This window comes from Roseibium sp., from assembly GCF_048260565.1.
GTDB lineage: Bacteria > Pseudomonadota > Alphaproteobacteria > Rhizobiales > Stappiaceae > Roseibium.
Map to the genome: position 1 here is coordinate 268872 of NZ_JBLXGP010000003.1, position 16623 is coordinate 285494.

The 16623-nt window shown below is 61.1% G+C and carries 16 protein-coding genes; 12 read left to right on the forward strand and 4 right to left on the reverse strand.

The features are described 5' to 3' along the window. Nucleotides 1-38: 38 nt before the first annotated feature. From speB to ACN0SO_RS09485, 6 genes are all read left to right on the forward strand, one after another. On the forward strand, nt 39-992 hold the full coding sequence (speB, locus tag ACN0SO_RS09460; protein WP_417676916.1) for an agmatinase: 954 nt from the start codon (nt 39-41) through the stop codon (nt 990-992). Between the two features lie 62 nt (nt 993-1054). Beyond that, nucleotides 1055-2137, forward strand: coding sequence for an ABC transporter substrate-binding protein (locus ACN0SO_RS09465; protein ID WP_417676918.1), 1083 nt, complete (start codon nt 1055-1057; stop codon nt 2135-2137). A gap of 37 nt (nt 2138-2174) precedes the next feature. Further along, complete coding sequence (locus ACN0SO_RS09470; RefSeq protein WP_417676921.1) at nt 2175-3038, forward strand: ABC transporter permease; 864 nt, start codon at nt 2175-2177, stop codon at nt 3036-3038. A 2-nt stretch (nt 3039-3040) separates the two neighbouring features. Then, on the forward strand, nt 3041-3832 hold the full coding sequence (locus tag ACN0SO_RS09475; RefSeq protein ID WP_417676923.1) for an ABC transporter permease: 792 nt from the start codon (nt 3041-3043) through the stop codon (nt 3830-3832). Further along, nucleotides 3829-4911, forward strand: a complete 1083-nt coding sequence (locus ACN0SO_RS09480; protein WP_417676925.1) for an ABC transporter ATP-binding protein — start codon at nt 3829-3831, stop codon at nt 4909-4911. Before ACN0SO_RS09475 ends, ACN0SO_RS09480 begins: the two co-directional genes overlap by 4 nt. Before the next feature lie 8 nt (nt 4912-4919). Beyond that, entirely contained in the window at nt 4920-5648 is a 729-nt protein-coding gene (locus ACN0SO_RS09485; RefSeq protein ID WP_417676927.1) for an MBL fold metallo-hydrolase, read from the forward strand. Nucleotides 5649-5656: 8 nt separating this feature from the next. On the opposite strand, the gene trxC is transcribed toward ACN0SO_RS09485, so the two are convergent. Then, on the reverse strand, nt 5657-6103 hold the full coding sequence (trxC, locus tag ACN0SO_RS09490; RefSeq protein WP_417676929.1) for a thioredoxin TrxC: 447 nt from the start codon (nt 6101-6103) through the stop codon (nt 5657-5659). A 330-nt stretch (nt 6104-6433) separates the two neighbouring features. Here trxC and ACN0SO_RS09495 point away from each other — a divergent pair, with 330 nt between their 5' ends. Beyond that, a complete protein-coding gene (locus ACN0SO_RS09495; RefSeq protein WP_417676931.1) occupies nt 6434-7516 on the forward strand; it encodes a hypothetical protein in 1083 nt (360 codons plus the stop codon). 372 nt (nt 7517-7888) lie between these two features. On the opposite strand, the gene ACN0SO_RS09500 is transcribed toward ACN0SO_RS09495, so the two are convergent. The 3 genes from ACN0SO_RS09500 to ACN0SO_RS09510 are packed head-to-tail and all read right to left on the reverse strand — an operon-like array spanning nt 7889 to nt 10681. Then, nucleotides 7889-9244, reverse strand: a complete 1356-nt coding sequence (locus ACN0SO_RS09500) for an aspartate aminotransferase family protein (RefSeq protein WP_417676933.1) — start codon at nt 9242-9244, stop codon at nt 7889-7891. After that, the gene (locus ACN0SO_RS09505) at nt 9241-9903 is read right to left on the reverse strand and encodes an HAD-IA family hydrolase (protein WP_417676935.1); all 663 of its coding nucleotides are present in this window, start codon (nt 9901-9903) and stop codon (nt 9241-9243) included. Before ACN0SO_RS09505 ends, ACN0SO_RS09500 begins: the two co-directional genes overlap by 4 nt. Further along, nucleotides 9896-10681, reverse strand: coding sequence for an IclR family transcriptional regulator (locus tag ACN0SO_RS09510; RefSeq protein WP_417676937.1), 786 nt, complete (start codon nt 10679-10681; stop codon nt 9896-9898). The genes ACN0SO_RS09505 and ACN0SO_RS09510 overlap by 8 nt, the downstream gene beginning before the upstream one ends. Before the next feature lie 135 nt (nt 10682-10816). Here ACN0SO_RS09510 and ACN0SO_RS09515 point away from each other — a divergent pair, with 135 nt between their 5' ends. From ACN0SO_RS09515 to ACN0SO_RS09535, 5 genes are read left to right on the forward strand one after another with little or no spacing between them, the layout of a single operon-like run. Continuing rightward, a complete protein-coding gene (locus ACN0SO_RS09515) occupies nt 10817-11755 on the forward strand; it encodes a tripartite tricarboxylate transporter substrate-binding protein (protein WP_417676939.1) in 939 nt (312 codons plus the stop codon). A 53-nt stretch (nt 11756-11808) separates the two neighbouring features. After that, on the forward strand, nt 11809-12348 hold the full coding sequence (locus ACN0SO_RS09520; protein ID WP_417676941.1) for a tripartite tricarboxylate transporter TctB family protein: 540 nt from the start codon (nt 11809-11811) through the stop codon (nt 12346-12348). 11 nt (nt 12349-12359) lie between these two features. Beyond that, entirely contained in the window at nt 12360-13883 is a 1524-nt protein-coding gene (locus tag ACN0SO_RS09525; RefSeq protein WP_417676943.1) for a tripartite tricarboxylate transporter permease, read from the forward strand. 5 nt (nt 13884-13888) lie between these two features. Beyond that, nucleotides 13889-15376, forward strand: coding sequence for an aldehyde dehydrogenase family protein (locus ACN0SO_RS09530; protein ID WP_417676945.1), 1488 nt, complete (start codon nt 13889-13891; stop codon nt 15374-15376). A gap of 10 nt (nt 15377-15386) precedes the next feature. After that, complete coding sequence (locus tag ACN0SO_RS09535; protein ID WP_417676947.1) at nt 15387-16622, forward strand: Tm-1-like ATP-binding domain-containing protein; 1236 nt, start codon at nt 15387-15389, stop codon at nt 16620-16622. Nucleotide 16623: the final 1 nt, after the last annotated feature.

Below are 16623 nucleotides of genomic sequence, written 5' to 3' on the forward strand. Positions count from 1 at the left end.
GATTGGCGTGATTAATTTGCAGTCAGATTGAGGGTGGAATGACATTCAATCAGCCGCTTGGCGGCAACGACATGCCGCGTTTCGCGGGCCCGTCTACCATGATGCGGTTGCCGGCGCGGGAAACGGCGGAAGGCCTGGATGCCTGTTTCATCGGGGTGCCGCTCGATATCGGCACCTCCAACCGCTCCGGAACCCGGCAGGGACCGCGCCATATCCGCATGGAGTCGTGCATGTTGCGGCCCTACAACATGGGCACGGGGGCTGCGCCCTTCGACAGCCTGCAGGTCGCCGACGTTGGCGATGTGGCGCTGAACACGTTTGATCTGAAGAAGTCGGTCGAGATCATCGAGCAGGCCTTCGACGACATTCTGGTGCACGACTGCAAGCCGCTGGCGCTCGGCGGCGATCACACGATGACCTATCCGATCCTGCGCGCCATGGCGAAGAAGCACGGGCCGGTCGCGCTCATTCACGTCGATGCCCACGCGGATATCAACGACGACATGTTCGGCGAGAAGATCGCCCACGGCACGCCGTTCCGGCGCGCGCTCGAGGACGGTTGCCTCCAGGGCGACAAGGTGTTCCAGATCGGCCTGCGCGGCACCGGCTATTCGCCGGAGGATTTCAACTGGTCGCGCAAGCAGGGCTTCACCGTCGTTCCGGCGGAAGACTGCTGGTACAAGTCGCTGGTGCCGCTGATGACCGAGGTCCGGGAGAAGATCGGCGATCATCCGGTCTATCTTTCCTACGATATCGACAGTCTCGATCCGGCCTTCGCGCCCGGAACGGGGACGGTCGAGATCGGCGGTCTCACAATCTGGCAGGCACTGGAAATCATTCGCGGCTGTCGGGGTCTCAACGTGGTCGGTGGCGATCTGGTGGAAGTGTCGCCGCCCTATGATCCCTCCGGGAACACCGCGCTGGTCGGCGCGAACCTTCTCTACGAAATGCTCTGCATTCTGCCCGGCGTCCGCTACTCGGCGGACGACTAGGGACCTGTCCCTATGGGCCAATAACAAACAAAGATCACCTTTCAGACAGAGATGGAACAGTCATGACAAAACAGGTCAGAAAAACGAAACTGAAGAACGCCGTTCTAGGCGCGCTTCTGTCCTCAGTGGTGCTGGCGCCGCTGTCGGCGCAGGCGACGGAAGAACTCAATGCGCTCGTTTGGTGCGATCACACCGACCCGGCGCTGATCGAGCCGTTCGAGAAGAAATTCGACGTCAAGGTCAACCTCAAGGAATACGAAGGCACGGGGGCTGCGCTTGCCATCGTCGAACAGTCGCAGCCAGGCGACTGGGACGTGTTCGTGATCGACGGGGTCGACGTGCCGCGCGCCATCGATGCCGATCTGCTGGCGCCGCTGCCGGCAGACGTCCTGCCCATGGACGATATCTTCCCGGCCCTGCGCATGGAAGCGAACCATGTGCGTGACGGCAAGACCTACGCCGTTTCGGAGAAGTTCGGCTACAACACGATCTCCTTCAACAAGGCGAAGGTCGATCCGGCGGACATGGAGGACATGACCGTCCTGTGGTCATCGGACAAGTACAAGGGCAAGATCGCCGTCTACGACTACTATCTTCCGGTCATGGGTATGGTCGCGGTCGGCCTCGGCAAGAAGACGGCGGACCTTTCCGGCGCCGATCTCCCCGAAATCAAGGACACGCTGTTCAAGATCAAGGACAACGCCAAGCTCGTTGGCGAGGTGGTCGCCAGCCAGACCGCGCTCGCGACCGGCGAAGTCGATATTCTGGTCGGCGGCGGCGAGTGGGTGACCGCGGGCCTCAGCGCCGACAACCCGGATCTGGACTGGATCCTGCCGAAGCAGGGCGGCATGCGCTGGTCCCAGTCGATCGGTGTCTTCAAGGACAGCAAGCGCAAGGAACTGGCGACCGAGTTCGTCAAGTACATCCTGTCGCCGGAAGGCCAGGCAAAGCTGGCGACCTCGTCCTGCTACTGGGCGATGCCGGCCAATTCCAAGGCCGAAAGCGAATTGACCGACCAGCAGAAGACCGCGCTGCGCTGGTCAGATCAGGAAAGCTATATCGCCAACTCCCAGCTTTATCCGGCGCCCGACGCCAAGCTGGATGCGGAAATGCAGGACGCCTGGACGGAATTCCTGCAACACTGATCCCTGACCGGATCGAGATCTGAACGGAGACGCGGACATGGCGGCGGCAACGAAGCGCAAGCGGATCGACCTGGGGCCCTGGGCCTTCGTCGCGCCGGCTCTTCTGTGGACCGCCGCCTTTTTCGTGGCTCCGTTCATCGTCATGGCGGTGGTCAGCCTGTGGGAGCGGGTCGGAACCGACCTCGTCGCCAGCTGGACCTTCGCCAATTATCTGAAGTTCTTCGAGCGCGGGCACTTCCTGCAGGCGATGGTGAATTCACTTGAGGTGACGGCCATCGTGACCGTGACCTCCATTTTCCTCGCCTATCCGTTCGCCTGGATCATCGCCGAGAAGGTGCCGGCCCGGTGGCAGCGGCTGGCGCTGGTGCTCGCCATCCTGCCGTTCTGGACCTCCTATGTGGTGCGCTCCTATTCCTGGCTTCTGGTGCTCGCCAATAACGGCATCATCAACCAGGCGCTGCTCGGCATCGGGATCGTCGACGAGCCGCTCGACCTCGCCAACAGCCGTACGGCGACCGTAATCGGCTTCGTCCATTTCTTCGTTATGCTGTTGACGCTGACGATCTACGCCAACCTGGTGCAGCTTTCGCCGAATTACCGCAAGGCGGCCGCCGATCTCGGCGCGGGGCCGCTCCGGACCTTCTGGCATGTGGTGCTGCCGCTGACCCTGCCGGGCATCATGGTCGGCGCGTTCCTGACCTTCGTCCTGTGCATCGGCGACTACATTACGCCCCAGGTGCTTGGCGGCAACAACGAATTGCTGATGCCGCAGGTGATCATGCTGCAGATCGGCCGGAGGGCCGACTTCCCGACCGCCTCGGCGCTGGCGATCCTGCTGATGATCGTGGTCACCATCGCCTATCTCGGCTTCGCCCGCTGGATCCGTCTGGAAAGGGCCTGAGCATGGTACGTAAAGTCTGGCGTCTTGCGCCCTCCGTTCTCTACGCTCTGGCGATCTACGGCTTCATCTTCCTGCCGGTCGTCGTGCTGGTGCTGTTTTCCTTTCAGGACGGGCGATTTCCGATCCCGCCGCTGAAGGGCTTGAGCCTGCGCTGGTACGAGGCGGTTTGGAACGACCGCCGGCTGATGGAGGCGCTGGTCAACTCCATGGCGGTCGCCATCGGCTCTTCGCTGATGGCCGTCCTGCTCGGGTTCCTGTCGGCCTATGGTCTGGCGCGGTTCAGGCTGCCGGCGAAGGGGCTGCAGCGGGCGCTTCTCACCGCGCCGCTGACGGTCAGCTATCTGATCATCGGCATGGGGTTGCTGATCACCTTCAACGCGGTCGGTATCCCGAAGTCGCTTCTTGCCGCCGGCATCGGCCACGTGGTGATCAACATGCCGCTCTGCTTCGCCATCATCTACAGCCAGATGGGCGATCACCAGGCGAATATCGAGCGCGCCGCTCGGGACCTGGGGGCGAAAGAGTGGCAGGTGATCACGCTGGTGACGGCGCCGATGCTGTGGCCGGCGCTGTTTGCCAGCTTCTTCCTGTCGATGACGTTTTCCTGGGACGAGTTCATCATCTCGTTCCTGCTGACGCGCTTCGACGTCACCCTGCCGGTGGAAATCTGGAGCCTGCTGCGGTCCGGCCTCAATCCGAAGACCAATGCGGTCGGCAGCGTCGTCTTCGGCATTTCCGTCGTCCTTGTCATTGTTCTCGAACTGGTCGTTTTCCGGAAAGGGAGGCGTTCTTGACCGATCTTGCCGTCGACGTGCGCAACGTCACGCATCACTACGACAGCTTCACCGCGCTCGATGGCGTGTCGCTGACGGTTCCGACCGGCGCCTACACCGTGTTCCTCGGCCCTTCCGGTTCGGGCAAGACGACGCTGCTTTCCGTGATCGGCGGTTTTCTGGTGCCGCAGTCCGGCGAGGTGCTGATCAACGGACAGGACATGACCGACGTCGCACCGGCCAAACGCCCGACGACGACCGTGTTTCAGGACTATGCCCTGTTTCCGCATATGACCATCGGGGCGAATGTGGGTTTCGGCCTGCGCATGCGCGGTATCGGCTCAAAAGAGCGTAGCGACCGGGCTCACCGGATGCTGGAACTGGTCGGGCTCGGCGGGGCGCAGGACAAGAAGCCCCATGAACTCTCCGGCGGTCAGCGCCAGCGTGTTGCCCTGGCGCGCGCGCTTGCGGTCGAACCCTCCGTGCTGTTGCTCGACGAACCTCTGGGGGCGCTGGACCTGAAGCTGCGCCGGCAGATGCAGGCCGAACTCAAGGCCATCCAGCGGGAGGTCGGTACTTCCTTCATTCATGTCACCCACGATCAGGAAGAGGCGATGGCGATCGGCGATACCGTCGTCGTCATGAGCCACGGCCGGATCGAGGACATGGGCACGCCGGAGCGGGTCTATCTGCGGCCGGCGACGCTGTTTACAGCGGGCTTCATGGGACAGAGTTCGTTCCTGAAAGGCAGGGTCCTGGAGAAAAGGGGCGGGGTGATCGACATCGAGACCCCGTGCGGGCCGCTCAGACTTGCCGGCCGGGACAAGCGGTTCGAGGCGGGCGAGGCCGTCGTGCTGTCGATCCGCCCGGAACATTTCGTGGTGGATGGCAAGGGCAGTGATATTCTGCCGCTCGGCGCCGCGATCGTGGCTGACCTGACCTTTGCAGGCGCGCATCATCTGGCGTTGCTGAAACATGCCGGCAATGGCGATTTCCGGCCCGTTGCCCAGATGCCGCAAAGCGGACATGCTCAAGTCGGCTCGACGGTCACGCTCGGCGTGCGGCGGGACGATGTCGTGGTCCTGAAAGATCAAAGGTGAGGGTGAGTATGGAACGGGCCACGGCTGACATCTGGTACGAGACGCGCAAGGTCGGAGACGACGTCACCTATATCTGCGAGCCGTTCATCCAGGAGTTCTACCGCTGCAACATCTGGCACGTGCGCGGGCGGGACAAGGACATGCTGGTCGACAGCGGCATGGGCGTGGTCAGCCTGCGCGAACAGGTGCCTCTGGTTACGGAGCGTTCGCTGGAAGCTGTCGCGAGCCACACCCATTTCGACCACATCGGCTGCCATCACGAGTTCGAGCACCGCACCGTGCACCGATGCGAAGCCGAGCTTCTGGCCGAGCCCACCCGGGCGAACACGCTGGCCGATCCTTACGTGACCGACGAGATCTTCACCCGGTTGCCGCCGCCGCCCTACAGCTCGACCGAATATGCGGTGAAAAAGGCCCCGGCGACGCGCATCGTCGAGGACGGTGACGTCGTCGACCTCGGCGACCGGCATTTCACTGTGATCCATACGCCCGGCCATTCACCGGGCGGCATCGCGCTTTACGAGAAAGCGACCGGGATCCTGTTCTCCGGAGACATCGTCTACGACGGGCCGCTGATCGAGGACACCTATCATTCGGACATGGGCGATTATATCGCCAGCATGACCCGGCTCCTCGATCTGCCGGTGCGGCTCGTGCACGGCGGCCATTTCCCGAGCTTTTCCGGCGAGCGCTACCGAAGCCTCATCCGTGACTGGCTGACAGCCCACGACGCCTGAGGCCCTGTTCAGCCCTTGACGGTGGCCGACTGGCGGACGAAGGCCTCGATGTCGCGGGCGGGCCGGGCGCCGGCCAGACGGGCAACTTCGCGGCCCTTGTGCCAGAGGATCAGCAGCGGAATACCGCGAATGCCGAGCTTCTGCGAGACGCGGGGAAAATCCTCGGTATTGATCTTGGCAAAGCGGACGTGCGGATTGAGCGCCTTCGCCGCCTTGGCGAATTCCGGCGCCATCATCCGGCAGGGACCGCACCAGGGCGCCCAGTAGTCGACAACGATCGGCAGTTCGTCCGTCTTCGTGGCCTTGTCATGGGCCTGCTGATCCAGTTCGGCCACCTTGCCGGAGGCAAGGGCTTCACCGCAAATGCCGCATTTCGGGCCGGACGTGAGCTTGGCCACCGGCACCCGGTTGGTCTGGCCGCAGGCGGCACAGGTCAGTTTCACCGCATCTTGCATGGGAGGGATCCTGTAGTTTCATGTTTTGGAAAATATAGGCTGCGTAATTTTCAAAACAAGGAAGGTAGGTTGGCGCCATATCCAAATTGTTGGCTCTTATCATTTGAATTTGAATTTGAATTTGAATTTGAAGATTGATGGGAGATTCTCTCAATTAATTTGGCAATTTCACTATCTGAGGTTTTGTAATTTTATCCCTTGTAAGACGCGGTCACATTCATCCAATTCAAGTATGCGGCGGACATGTTGGTGGTTCTTGTCAGGGCTTTTCAAGCGGTACCTAAACTTCATAATGTGCGAAAACTCGGTAGCCTCAGGGTTAGGAATAGTATGAGTAAAAAAGAGGAAAAGAAAATGCCTGAAGTCCCAAGTTTCTCCGAAGAGACTTGGCTTGGTATGGCTGTTGCTTTTGCCGTCTTTTCTCTGATTGGGCTGGCGTATGCCTTTTGGTGGGTTTTTCTTGATACCGCCGTAGGTATTGACATGGGCGAAAGATCGCGTGCTGTTACACCGTTTTTGGCTGCCGGAGTCGCAGCTGTTACATTTTTTTCTGTGTTATGGCGCGGAGCAATCAGTAGCCGCCAAGCAGATGAAAATCAGCGCCAGAATGATAGCCGCGAAGAGGCAGACCTCGCATTGCTTTTCGAAAAAGCAGCTGCGCTTTTAACAGATGAAAAACTCACAAATCGAAGCTATGCAATCGCAATGTTAGATACAATTGTGTTGGCCCAAAACGGAAAGTATGCCAGCTACGGTTTGGAAATGTTAGCCGACGAATTTAGTAATCTTCATTACGTCTCAGGTCCGGTAGCGGATAGGCTTTTAGCCGGAATTCGAAGAACTTTTACAGAAGCGAACGCCTTAGGGCGTAGAATGGAAGAAAGATTCTGGCACTTTAGATCCTTTGAGGACAGAGGCCCAGCAAAGGATCTGCTACTTGACCATGACGGTTCCATAAAAAGGTCCGGGTCGCAACAACATGCATTGCAGCTTGTAGCAGGAATTTCTGCGTCGGTAATCGCGAATGTTGAAATATCTGCGGATGATGAAACTGTTGATTTTTTGAATAAACTTAGTGGTGCTTATGTATCAAGGGTTATTGTTTCGAAGCCATCTTTTTCACCTTCTGATTTTGGTATTGTTGTGGACGATAAGTACGATGGTTGTGTTTTTGAGGGTGTGAAAATATCGAAAGTAATGCATGATAGGTTCTCTTTTGATGAAATCTTTTTTTTCAAATGCGATTTTACTGCTGCGAAGTTCGAAAGCGAAGAGTCGCTGAAAAGGTGTCATTTTCAAAAATGTACTTTTGACGCGGCTGCGCCTCCAATTTTTGAAAAACCCGGTGAATTTATTACGGAAGAATTTCTTTCTGAGTTGGGGATTCTCTCAAGAAATAAAAGAAATAAATGAAGAAGGGAAATAATTATATTATATATAAACATTGAAAATTTGCTTTTGTTTTAGGAGATGGGAGAAAATCACTTGTCGTTTGGCGCGAAGGTCGTCGATATGTTCTGCGTCGACTACGAGCTAGACCGGGATTGCCTCCAAACACTGCTCGTTGAGCAGACCCGGTAAAGCAGACCCGGTAAAGCAGACCCGGTAAAGCAGTCCCGGCCGCGGGCTGTGACCAACTCGTTTTCTTCGCCAGTGTTAGCTTGAAGGTCCGGCCCGGGCCGTCGCCCCCGGCCAGGTTGTTGCGGTAGACCTTGTCGAACACATTTTCCACGGACGCACGCACCTGCCAGCCGTCCACCTGACTGTCTTAGCGTAGCGCCAAACTCACGAGACCGCGGCAAATCCTGCGTCGAGTGCGGACAGGATTGTGTCGACATGCTCCGCGCCGAGGACGAGCGGGGGCGACAGAATGATGTTGTTGCCGGAGACGCGGATCATGGCGCCGTTTTCATAAGTCGTGCGGTGCACCTTGCCGATGGTCGGTTTGTCGATCGGGGACTTTGCGGCCCGGTCGGAGACAAGTTCAAGGGCGCACATCAGCCCGTGGCCGCCGCGCACGTCGCCGATGATGGCGTATTTTTCTTTCAATGCGACAAGGCCTTCGTAAAGCTGCGCGCCGCGCGCGCCGGCATTGTCCTTGACCGAGAGCCGTTCGGTCTCCTTCAGGCAGGCGATGGCCGCGGCCGCGCCGACCGGATGGCCGGAATAGGTGTAGCCGGAGCCGATGGCGCCTTTTCCGGTCTTGTCGGTCTCGAAGGTTTTGGCGACCTGGTCGGAGATCATGACCGCGCCGAAGGGGAAATAGCCGTTGGTGATCGCCTTGGCGGTGGTCATCATGTCCGGCTTGACGCCCCAGTGACGGGACCCGGTCCAGCTTCCGGTTCGGCCGAAGGCGGTGATGACCTCGTCGGCAATCAGCAGGATGCCATAGCGAGAGCAGATCTCGCGCACGCCGGGCATGAAGCTTTCATGGGGCGGGATGACGCCGCCGGCGCCCAGCACCGGTTCCATGATCATGGCTGCGATGGTCTCCGCCCCCTGGAATTTGATCTCGTCTTCAAGCGCTGCCAGGCAGAGGCCGGCCAGCCTCTCCGGATCGGTTTCGTTGAACGGGTTGCGGTAGGTGTAGGGGGCGGGAATGTGATAGCAGCCCGGCATCAGCGGTTCGTACTGGGTGCGGAAATTGGCATTGCCGTTGACCGAGGCGCCGAGCGTGTGGGTGCCGTGATAGCCCTTCTTCAGGCTGAGGTATTTGACCCGGCCGGCCTCGCCGCGGATCTTGTGATATTGCCGGGCGAGCCGCAGGGCGATTTCCACGGAGTCGGAACCGCCGGAGGTGAAGAAGGCGCGCGACAGGCCGTCGGGAGCAAAGAAGTCCTTGAGCATTTCGCTCAGTTCGATCACTGCGTCATTGGTGGTTCCGCGGAAGATCGAGTAATAGGGCAGCTTGTCGAGCTGGGCGGCGATCGCCGCCTTCACCGGTTCGCAGGAATAGCCGAGATTGACGTTCCAGAGGCCCCCGACCGCATCGACGGTCCTGTGACCGTCGACATCGGTGATCATGACGCCGTCGCCCTCGACGATGATGTCGGGCGGATTGGCAAGGCTGTCTGCCGGATGGGCCATCGGGTGCCACAGGTGACGGGCGTTGTTTTCCTTCAGGAAATTCTTGTTTTTCATGAGGTTTCTCCAGAAAGGCCGAGAAGCGTCATGGCTTCGGCGTAACTTTCGGCGGGGGACTGAACGTTGAAGTGAACGGTGGCGAGGCCGACGGCGCGGGCGCCGGCGATGTTACGGGCCTGGTCGTCGACAAAGACGCAGGCCTCCGGGGCGAGGCCGAGATCCGACAGAACCCCGGTGTAGGCACGCGGATCGGGTTTCAGGATCTTCGTGTAGGTCGCATCGTGGATAACGTCGAAATCCTCCAGGAAAGGCAGCTTCTTTCGGAAGTCCGCGCCATAGAAAAGATCCAGTTCGTTGGAGAGGATCGCGGCGCGGATACCGGCGGCCTTGACCCTCTGGAGGGTGAACAGGAACTCCGGGCGGATGACGTCCGCCGGGCTGGCTCCACGAGCGGCGCGGACGAAATCGGACATCTCCGTCCAGTCGGCGCCGATCAGTTCGGCGATTTCCCGGGTGCGGGCCTTCCAGTAGTCCCGCTCGCTGATCTCATCGGCCTGCATCGACCGCCACAGCGGATCGCTCTCGGGGTCGAACGGACCGCGCCAGGTCAGCGTGCCGGGGGAAAGCCCCAGGGCCTGTTCGGTCTGGGGGTGGGTTTCGAACAGCGTGCGGGTGATGACGCCGCCGAAATCGAGAATCAGCGCCCGTTCAGGCATCGGTGCCCCACTTTCCGGCGTGCCTGGGCGGAATGTTGCCGCCGATCGACCTGGTGATTTTCATGACGCCTCTTTTCAGTGCTTCGCGGATCGCGGCGCTTTTTTCCGGGTTCATGCGCACGTGGGGAACGGCGATGGACAAGGCGCCAAGAAGCTCGCCGTCCGGTCCGAAAATGGGTGCGCCGTGGGAGGAGACCTCGTTGTCGAAGCCCTGTTCCAGTTTGCTGCAGCCGGTTTCGCGAACCTTTTCCATCAGGTCCCGCAGGATATCCGGGTCCGTGATGGTGCTCTCCGTGAAGCGTTCAAGCGGTCCGGCCAGAACGCGGTCGGTCAGCTTCTTCGGCGCAAACGCAAGAAGGGCAAGGCCCGAGGCCGTGGCGTGCAGGGGCAGCAATTCGGCTTCGTCGAAATGTACCTGCGTTCCGTGCATTTTCGGGTCGGCGTGGAAGACCGGTGACAGGGTCTGGCCCTGGAGCAACGAGAAATGGACCAGTTCGCCCACCTCCTGCGCCAGCTCCGTCACGATGGGCCTGACCACGGAGCGTAAGGGGTGGGTGGTTTCGCGCACGCCGGACAGGCGCAGGATGGCCGGCCCGAGCCGGTATGCGCGCGTGACGGGATGCTGTTCCAGAAAGCCGTTTCGTTCCAGTTCCGACAGATGACGATGCACCGTCGCCTTGTCCCGCCCGATCAGACGGACGAATTCGCTCAATCCGATCTCCGGCCGGCGGTGGGAAAAATAGTTCAGCATTTCAATGGCTTTGGTGATCGTACCCATCGGGAGGGCCCGGACTTCCATGACTGCGTTTGGTTTCAGATGAAACAAACCTTGACAGAAAAACTGAGGGTGGGCAAGAATAATTGATACCAATGGTTCAAATAATAAACCGAACCTTCCACAGGAGAGCACGTAATGAAAAAGCTTCTAGCAGTGACGGCCGCGGTCGCGGCGATCGCCCTGCCGATGACCGCAGCGGCCGAATATCCCGAGAAGCCCGTTGAATTCGTGGTGCCGTTCCCGCCGGGCGATCTGGAAGATGTGCTCACCCGCATGATCGCCGACGAATTCCAGAAGACCTACGACGTGCCGGCAGCCGTGGTGAACAAGCCCGGCGGCGGCGGCGGTCCGTTTCCGGGGGCTGCCGAGGTCGCAGCCGCCGCGCCGGATGGCTATACGGTCGGTTCCTTCGTGATCGACGTACCGGTCGTCGGACCGGAAGTCGGTATTCCGGCGCTCAATCCGAACCCGTTCGAGCCGGTCGGGATCTTCCTGACCTATCCCTTCGTGATCGCGACGTCGAAGGATGCGCCCTATGCCTCGATGAAGGAGCTGGCCGCCTATGCCAAGGACAACGACGTCGCCCTCGGTCATTTCGGGTCGTTCCTGATCCCGACCCAGGTGACCTTCGCACTCGCCAAGAAGATGGGCTTCGACTACGGCAGCGAAGCCGCCTTCGATGCGCTCGACTGCAACACCCTCGCCTCCGGCGATGCGGATGTGATCAACACGACGCTGCAGCTCATCCTTCCCTGCCTGGACAAGGTGAATGTCCTGGCCTCCATCGGGTCCGAACGGATTCCGCTGACGCCCGATACGCCGACCGTCGGCGAACTGGAGCCGGACCTGGACGTGGCGCTGTGGAACGGTCTGTTCGTGCGCAAGGAAACACCGGCGGATGTGCGTGCGAAAATCGCCGCCGTGGCGAAAGAGGTCATGGCGTCCGACAAGGCGAAGGAACTGTCCGCCAAAACCGGGGCGCTGATCTACTGGGAAGATGCGGATGCCGCCAAGGCGCAGATCGCCAAGGACACCGCAACGCTTGGAACCGTCGCCAAACTGATCGGCAACTGATCTGATCGCGCCCGCACCCGACGTGCGGGCGCCTCTTAATTTCCGGGACGATCATGAGCCGTATCAAGACCCTGCAGGACCTGTTCAAACGGTATCGTCGGCCGGGAGATCTGGTCTTTGCCCTGGCGTTTTTCCTGCTGTCCCTGCTTCTGCTGGCCGCCCTGCCGGAGCAGACGGTCTGGGTGAAGCGAACCAGGCTGTTCGCCCAGCCGGCCTTCTGGCCGACGGTCGCCATCGGCGCGATGGTGGTCTTCAGCCTGCTCCATCTGATCGGGGCGCTGGTGTCCGAACGGATACCCGGTCGGCTTGCAGAAGTCCTCTACTGGGTGCGGTCGGTGGAGTTCGCCCTGTGGTTCATGGCCTATGTCGCCGCCGCACCTGTCCTCGGCTACCTTTTGTCGACGATCCTGTTCTGCGTCCTGATGTCCTGGCGGATGGGCTACCGCAGCCCGCGCTGGACGGGGATGGCGGTCCTCTTTGCCATGGCCGTGGTGATCCTGTTCAAGGGCTTCCTGCAGGTGAAACTGCCGGCCGGCCTCATCTATGAAGGCCTGCCGGACGGGCTCCGCGGCTTCATGATGACCTATTTCTGAGCGCTCGACCCATGGATACTTTTCTTTCCGGCGTGGAACTCCTGGCCCGGTACGATGTGGCGCTTGCCCTTCTGATCGGTTCGGTCGGCGGCGTGATCATCGGGGCAATCCCGGGCGTCGGCCCGGCGGTGGCCATCGCCATCCTTCTGCCCGCCACCTTCTCCATGGACCCGCTGGTCGGGCTCACCATGCTGCTCGGCATCTACGGCTCGTCCATGTTCGGCGGTGCGCTTCCGGCGATCCTGATCAACACACCGGGCACCGCCGTCAACGCGCTGACGACCTATGACGGCCATCCGATGACAAAGGCCGGCCAGGCGCTGAGGGCGTTGGGTCTGGCCTACGGAGCGTCGTTTATCGGGGGGATCGTTTCCATCGTGGCGCTGATCCTGTTTTCGCCGGTGCTGGCCAAGATCGCGCCGATGTTCGGCAGCCGCGAGATTTTCCTGGCGGCGCTGTTGGGCATCGTCCTGGTGATCATTGCCCACCGGGGCCAGACCTTCGCCGCCGGCATGCTGGCCGCCTTCGGCATTCTATTGCAGACAGTCGGTCTGGAGCCGGTCAAGTACACACAGCGCTTTACCTTCGGCCAGGAATGGCTTGCCTCCGGCTTCGATTTGATCGTCGTGGTGCTCGGCCTGTTCGCGATCAGCCAGGCCTTCATTCTGCTCAACGATCCGGAAGGGGCGCCGAAAACCCAGCGGGTCGAGGGCCGGATGCTGTCCGCCATGACGGAGGTCTTCCGCTACAAGAGGATTGCGTCGGTCGGGGCCGGCTTCGGTGTGCTGATGGGCATGATTCCGGGCGTCGGTGAATTCACCGCCCAGTTTCTGTCCTACACCTACGCGCAGAAGACCTCGAAGGATCCGGATCTGTTCGGCAAGGGATCGCCGGAAGGACTGGTCGCCTCGGAATCGGCCAATAATGCCGTTCCGGCCGCCGCCATGATCCCGCTGCTGGCGCTGGGCATTCCGGGCGAGGCGCTGACGGCGATGATGCTGTCGGTCTTCTACGTCCACAACGTGATCCCGGGCCCGGCCCTGTTCCAGAACAAGCTCGACTTCGTCTATGCGCTCTATATCGCCATGATCGCGTTGAACGTGATCGTCGTCGTGTTCATGCTGTTTTCGTCCAACTTCCTGATCCGGATCATCCGCATTCCGACACGATTCCTTGGGATCATGATCCTCACGCTCAGTTTTGTCGGCGTCTATTCGCTCCGCAATTCGGTGACCGATTGCGCCATCGCGGCTGGCTTCGGCGTGTTCGGCCTGATCCTGAAACGGCAGAACCTGCCGATCGTCCCGATCATCCTGGGCATGGTTCTCGGCAACATCATGGAAGTGAAACTGCGCTCGGCCATGGCGCGGGTAAAGACGCCGCTCGATTTCGTCGACCGGCCGATCTCCGCGCTTATTGCCACGGCCATTGTTCTCCTGATCGTGGCGCACATCTGGGGCATCATCCGCGAACGCCGGTTGCGCGAGCCCGAAATGTCCCATGACCACGATGTGCACGACAGCCAGATGAGGTGATATCCATGTTTGATCACGCGCGTATTGAAGAGCTTCGCCGCGCACCGGTTCCACCGGCTGTTCACGTCATCGACGGCGAACGCCGCAGGTCGGCGAGCGGTGCGGAAATGGACGTCGTCTCGCCCCTGGACGGCAAGGTGCTGACCACCATGGCGGCGGGGGGCAGGGAAGACGCGGAGGCCGCGATTGCCGCGGCCCGCAGGGCGTTCGAGGACGGGCGCTGGTCGGGCATGCCGCCGGCAACGCGCAAGAAGATCCTCTTGAAGTGGGCGGCGCTGATCGAGGAAAACGCGCTGGAGCTTGCCGTGCTCGGCGTGCGCGACAACGGCACCGAAATCGGCATGGCGCTGAAGGCGGAGCCGCTATCGGCAGCCGGCACGATCCGCTACTACGCGGAGGCCATCGACAAGATCTACGGCGAGATCGCCCCGACGGCGGACGACGTTCTGGGGCTCATCCACCGGGAACCTGTCGGCGTGGTCGGCGCCATCGTGCCGTGGAATTTCCCGCTGATGATCGGCGCGTGGAAGCTCGGGCCGGCGCTGGCGGCGGGCAACACGGTCGTGCTGAAGCCTGCGGAGACCGCATCGCTGACACTGGTCCGTCTCGCCGAACTGGCGCTCGACGCCGGTGTGCCGCCGGGCGTGCTCAACGTCGTGACCGGCGAAGGCCGCGTCGTCGGCGAGGCCATCGCCCTGTCGATGGAGGTCGATGTGCTGGTGTTCACCGGGTCGGGCGCGGTCGGGCGCAGGCTTCTGGAAAACGCGGCGAAGTCGAACCTGAAGCGCGTCTATCTGGAACTCGGCGGCAAGTCACCGAACATCGTCTTTGCGGATGCGCCGGACCTCGATGCGGCAGCAAAGGCATCGGCCAACGGTATCTTCCGCAATTCCGGCCAGGTCTGTATCGCCGGTACGCGCCTTCTGGTGGAGCGGTCCGTTCATGACGCTTTTGTCGACCGGCTGGCGGCATGTGTGGAGACAATGAAAGTCGGCGATCCGCTCGATCCGAAAACGGCGGCGGGCGCCGTCAACAGCCTTCGTCAGCTTGAACAAAACCTCGCCTTTGTCGAAGAGGCGCGCTCATCCGGCCGGACCGTACGGATCGGCGGCCGGCGGATCCTGGAGGAAACCGGCGGCTATTTCATGGAGCCGACCATCGTTACCGGTGTCGAACCCGGCGATGATCTGGCGCAGCGGGAAGTGTTCGGTCCGGTACTGGCGGTCATCCCGTTCGATACGGAAGATGAAGCCATCGACATCGCGAACGGAACGCCCTACGGCCTTGCCTCCGGCGTATGGACCACCGATCTGTCACGGGCGCACCGGATGATCCGGCGCATCCGGGCCGGGGTGGTCCATGTGAACACCTATGGCGGGTCCGACCTGACGGTTCCGCTCGGCGGTCACAAGCAATCGGGCAACGGCCATGACAAGTCGCTGCATGCCTTCGACAAGTATCTCGATCTGAAGACGGCCTGGATCAAGCTTTAGGGGACACAAGATGGACGACAGGACGATCCTCATCGTCGGCACCTATGACACGAAGAACGACGAGCTCTCCTACATGGCCGATGTCATCCGGGGGCAGGGCGGCAAGGTGCTGACGATGGATGTCAGCGTGCTCGGCGATCCGGCGCTACCGACCGACTATTCCAAGCACGATGTGGCGGAGGAGGGCGGCAGTTCCATCCAGGCGGCGATCGACAGCGGCGACGAAAACCACGCCATGCAGATCATGGCGAAAGGGGCGGCCCTGCTGACCGCCCGCCTTTACGGCGAGGGCCGGTTCGACGGCATGGTGGTGCTCGGCGGAACCATGGGGACCGATCTTGCCCTCGACGTCTGTTCCGCCCTGCCGCTCGGCGTGCCGAAATATATCGTCTCCACGGTCGCCTTCTCGCCGCTTATTCCGCCGGACCGGCTTGCCGCCGATACCCAGATGATCCTGTGGGCGGGTGGGCTCTACGGGCTGAATTCCGTCTGCAAGGCCTCGCTAAGCCAGGCGGCGGGTGCCGTTCTGGGGGCCGCACGGGCGGTGAAGCCGCCGGACCGGTCGAAGCCGCTGATCGGCATGACCTCGCTCGGCAAATCCGCACTGAAATACATGGTGGCGCTGAAACCGGCGCTGGAGGACCGGGGCTTCGAGGTGGCGGTGTTCCATGCCACCGGCATGGGCGGGCGGGCGTTCGAATCCCTCGCCGCGCAAGGCGCCTTTGCCTGCGTCTTCGATTTCTGCACCCAGGAGCTCGGCAACCATCTCAACGGATCGAACATTTCGGCAGGCGCCGATCGTCTGACCCATGCCGGTGAAAAAGGTATTCCGCAAATCGTTGCGCCCGGCTGTTATGACCTCGTCGATGTGGTCGGCTGGCAGCCGATAGCGGACAAATGGTCGGAGCATCTGCAACACGCCCACAACCGGCTGCTCACATCCATCGTGTTGAACACGGAAGAGCGCGAAGAGGTTGCGCGGGCGCATTGTGTGCAATTGGCCAAGGCCAAAGGCCCGACGGCCCTGATCCTGCCGGTCGGCGGATGCGGCGAATGGGACCGGCCGGGAGCGGACCTTCACGACGCCGAAGGGCTGGCCGCGTTCATCGCCGCAATGCGGGATGGCTGTCCGGGAAATGTCGACCTGCATGAGATCGATGCGCATATCAACGATGCGGCCTTCGCGGAAAAGGCGCTGGAGATCTTCGACCGATGGGATCGGGAAGGCTTGGTCAGGCAACCGTAAA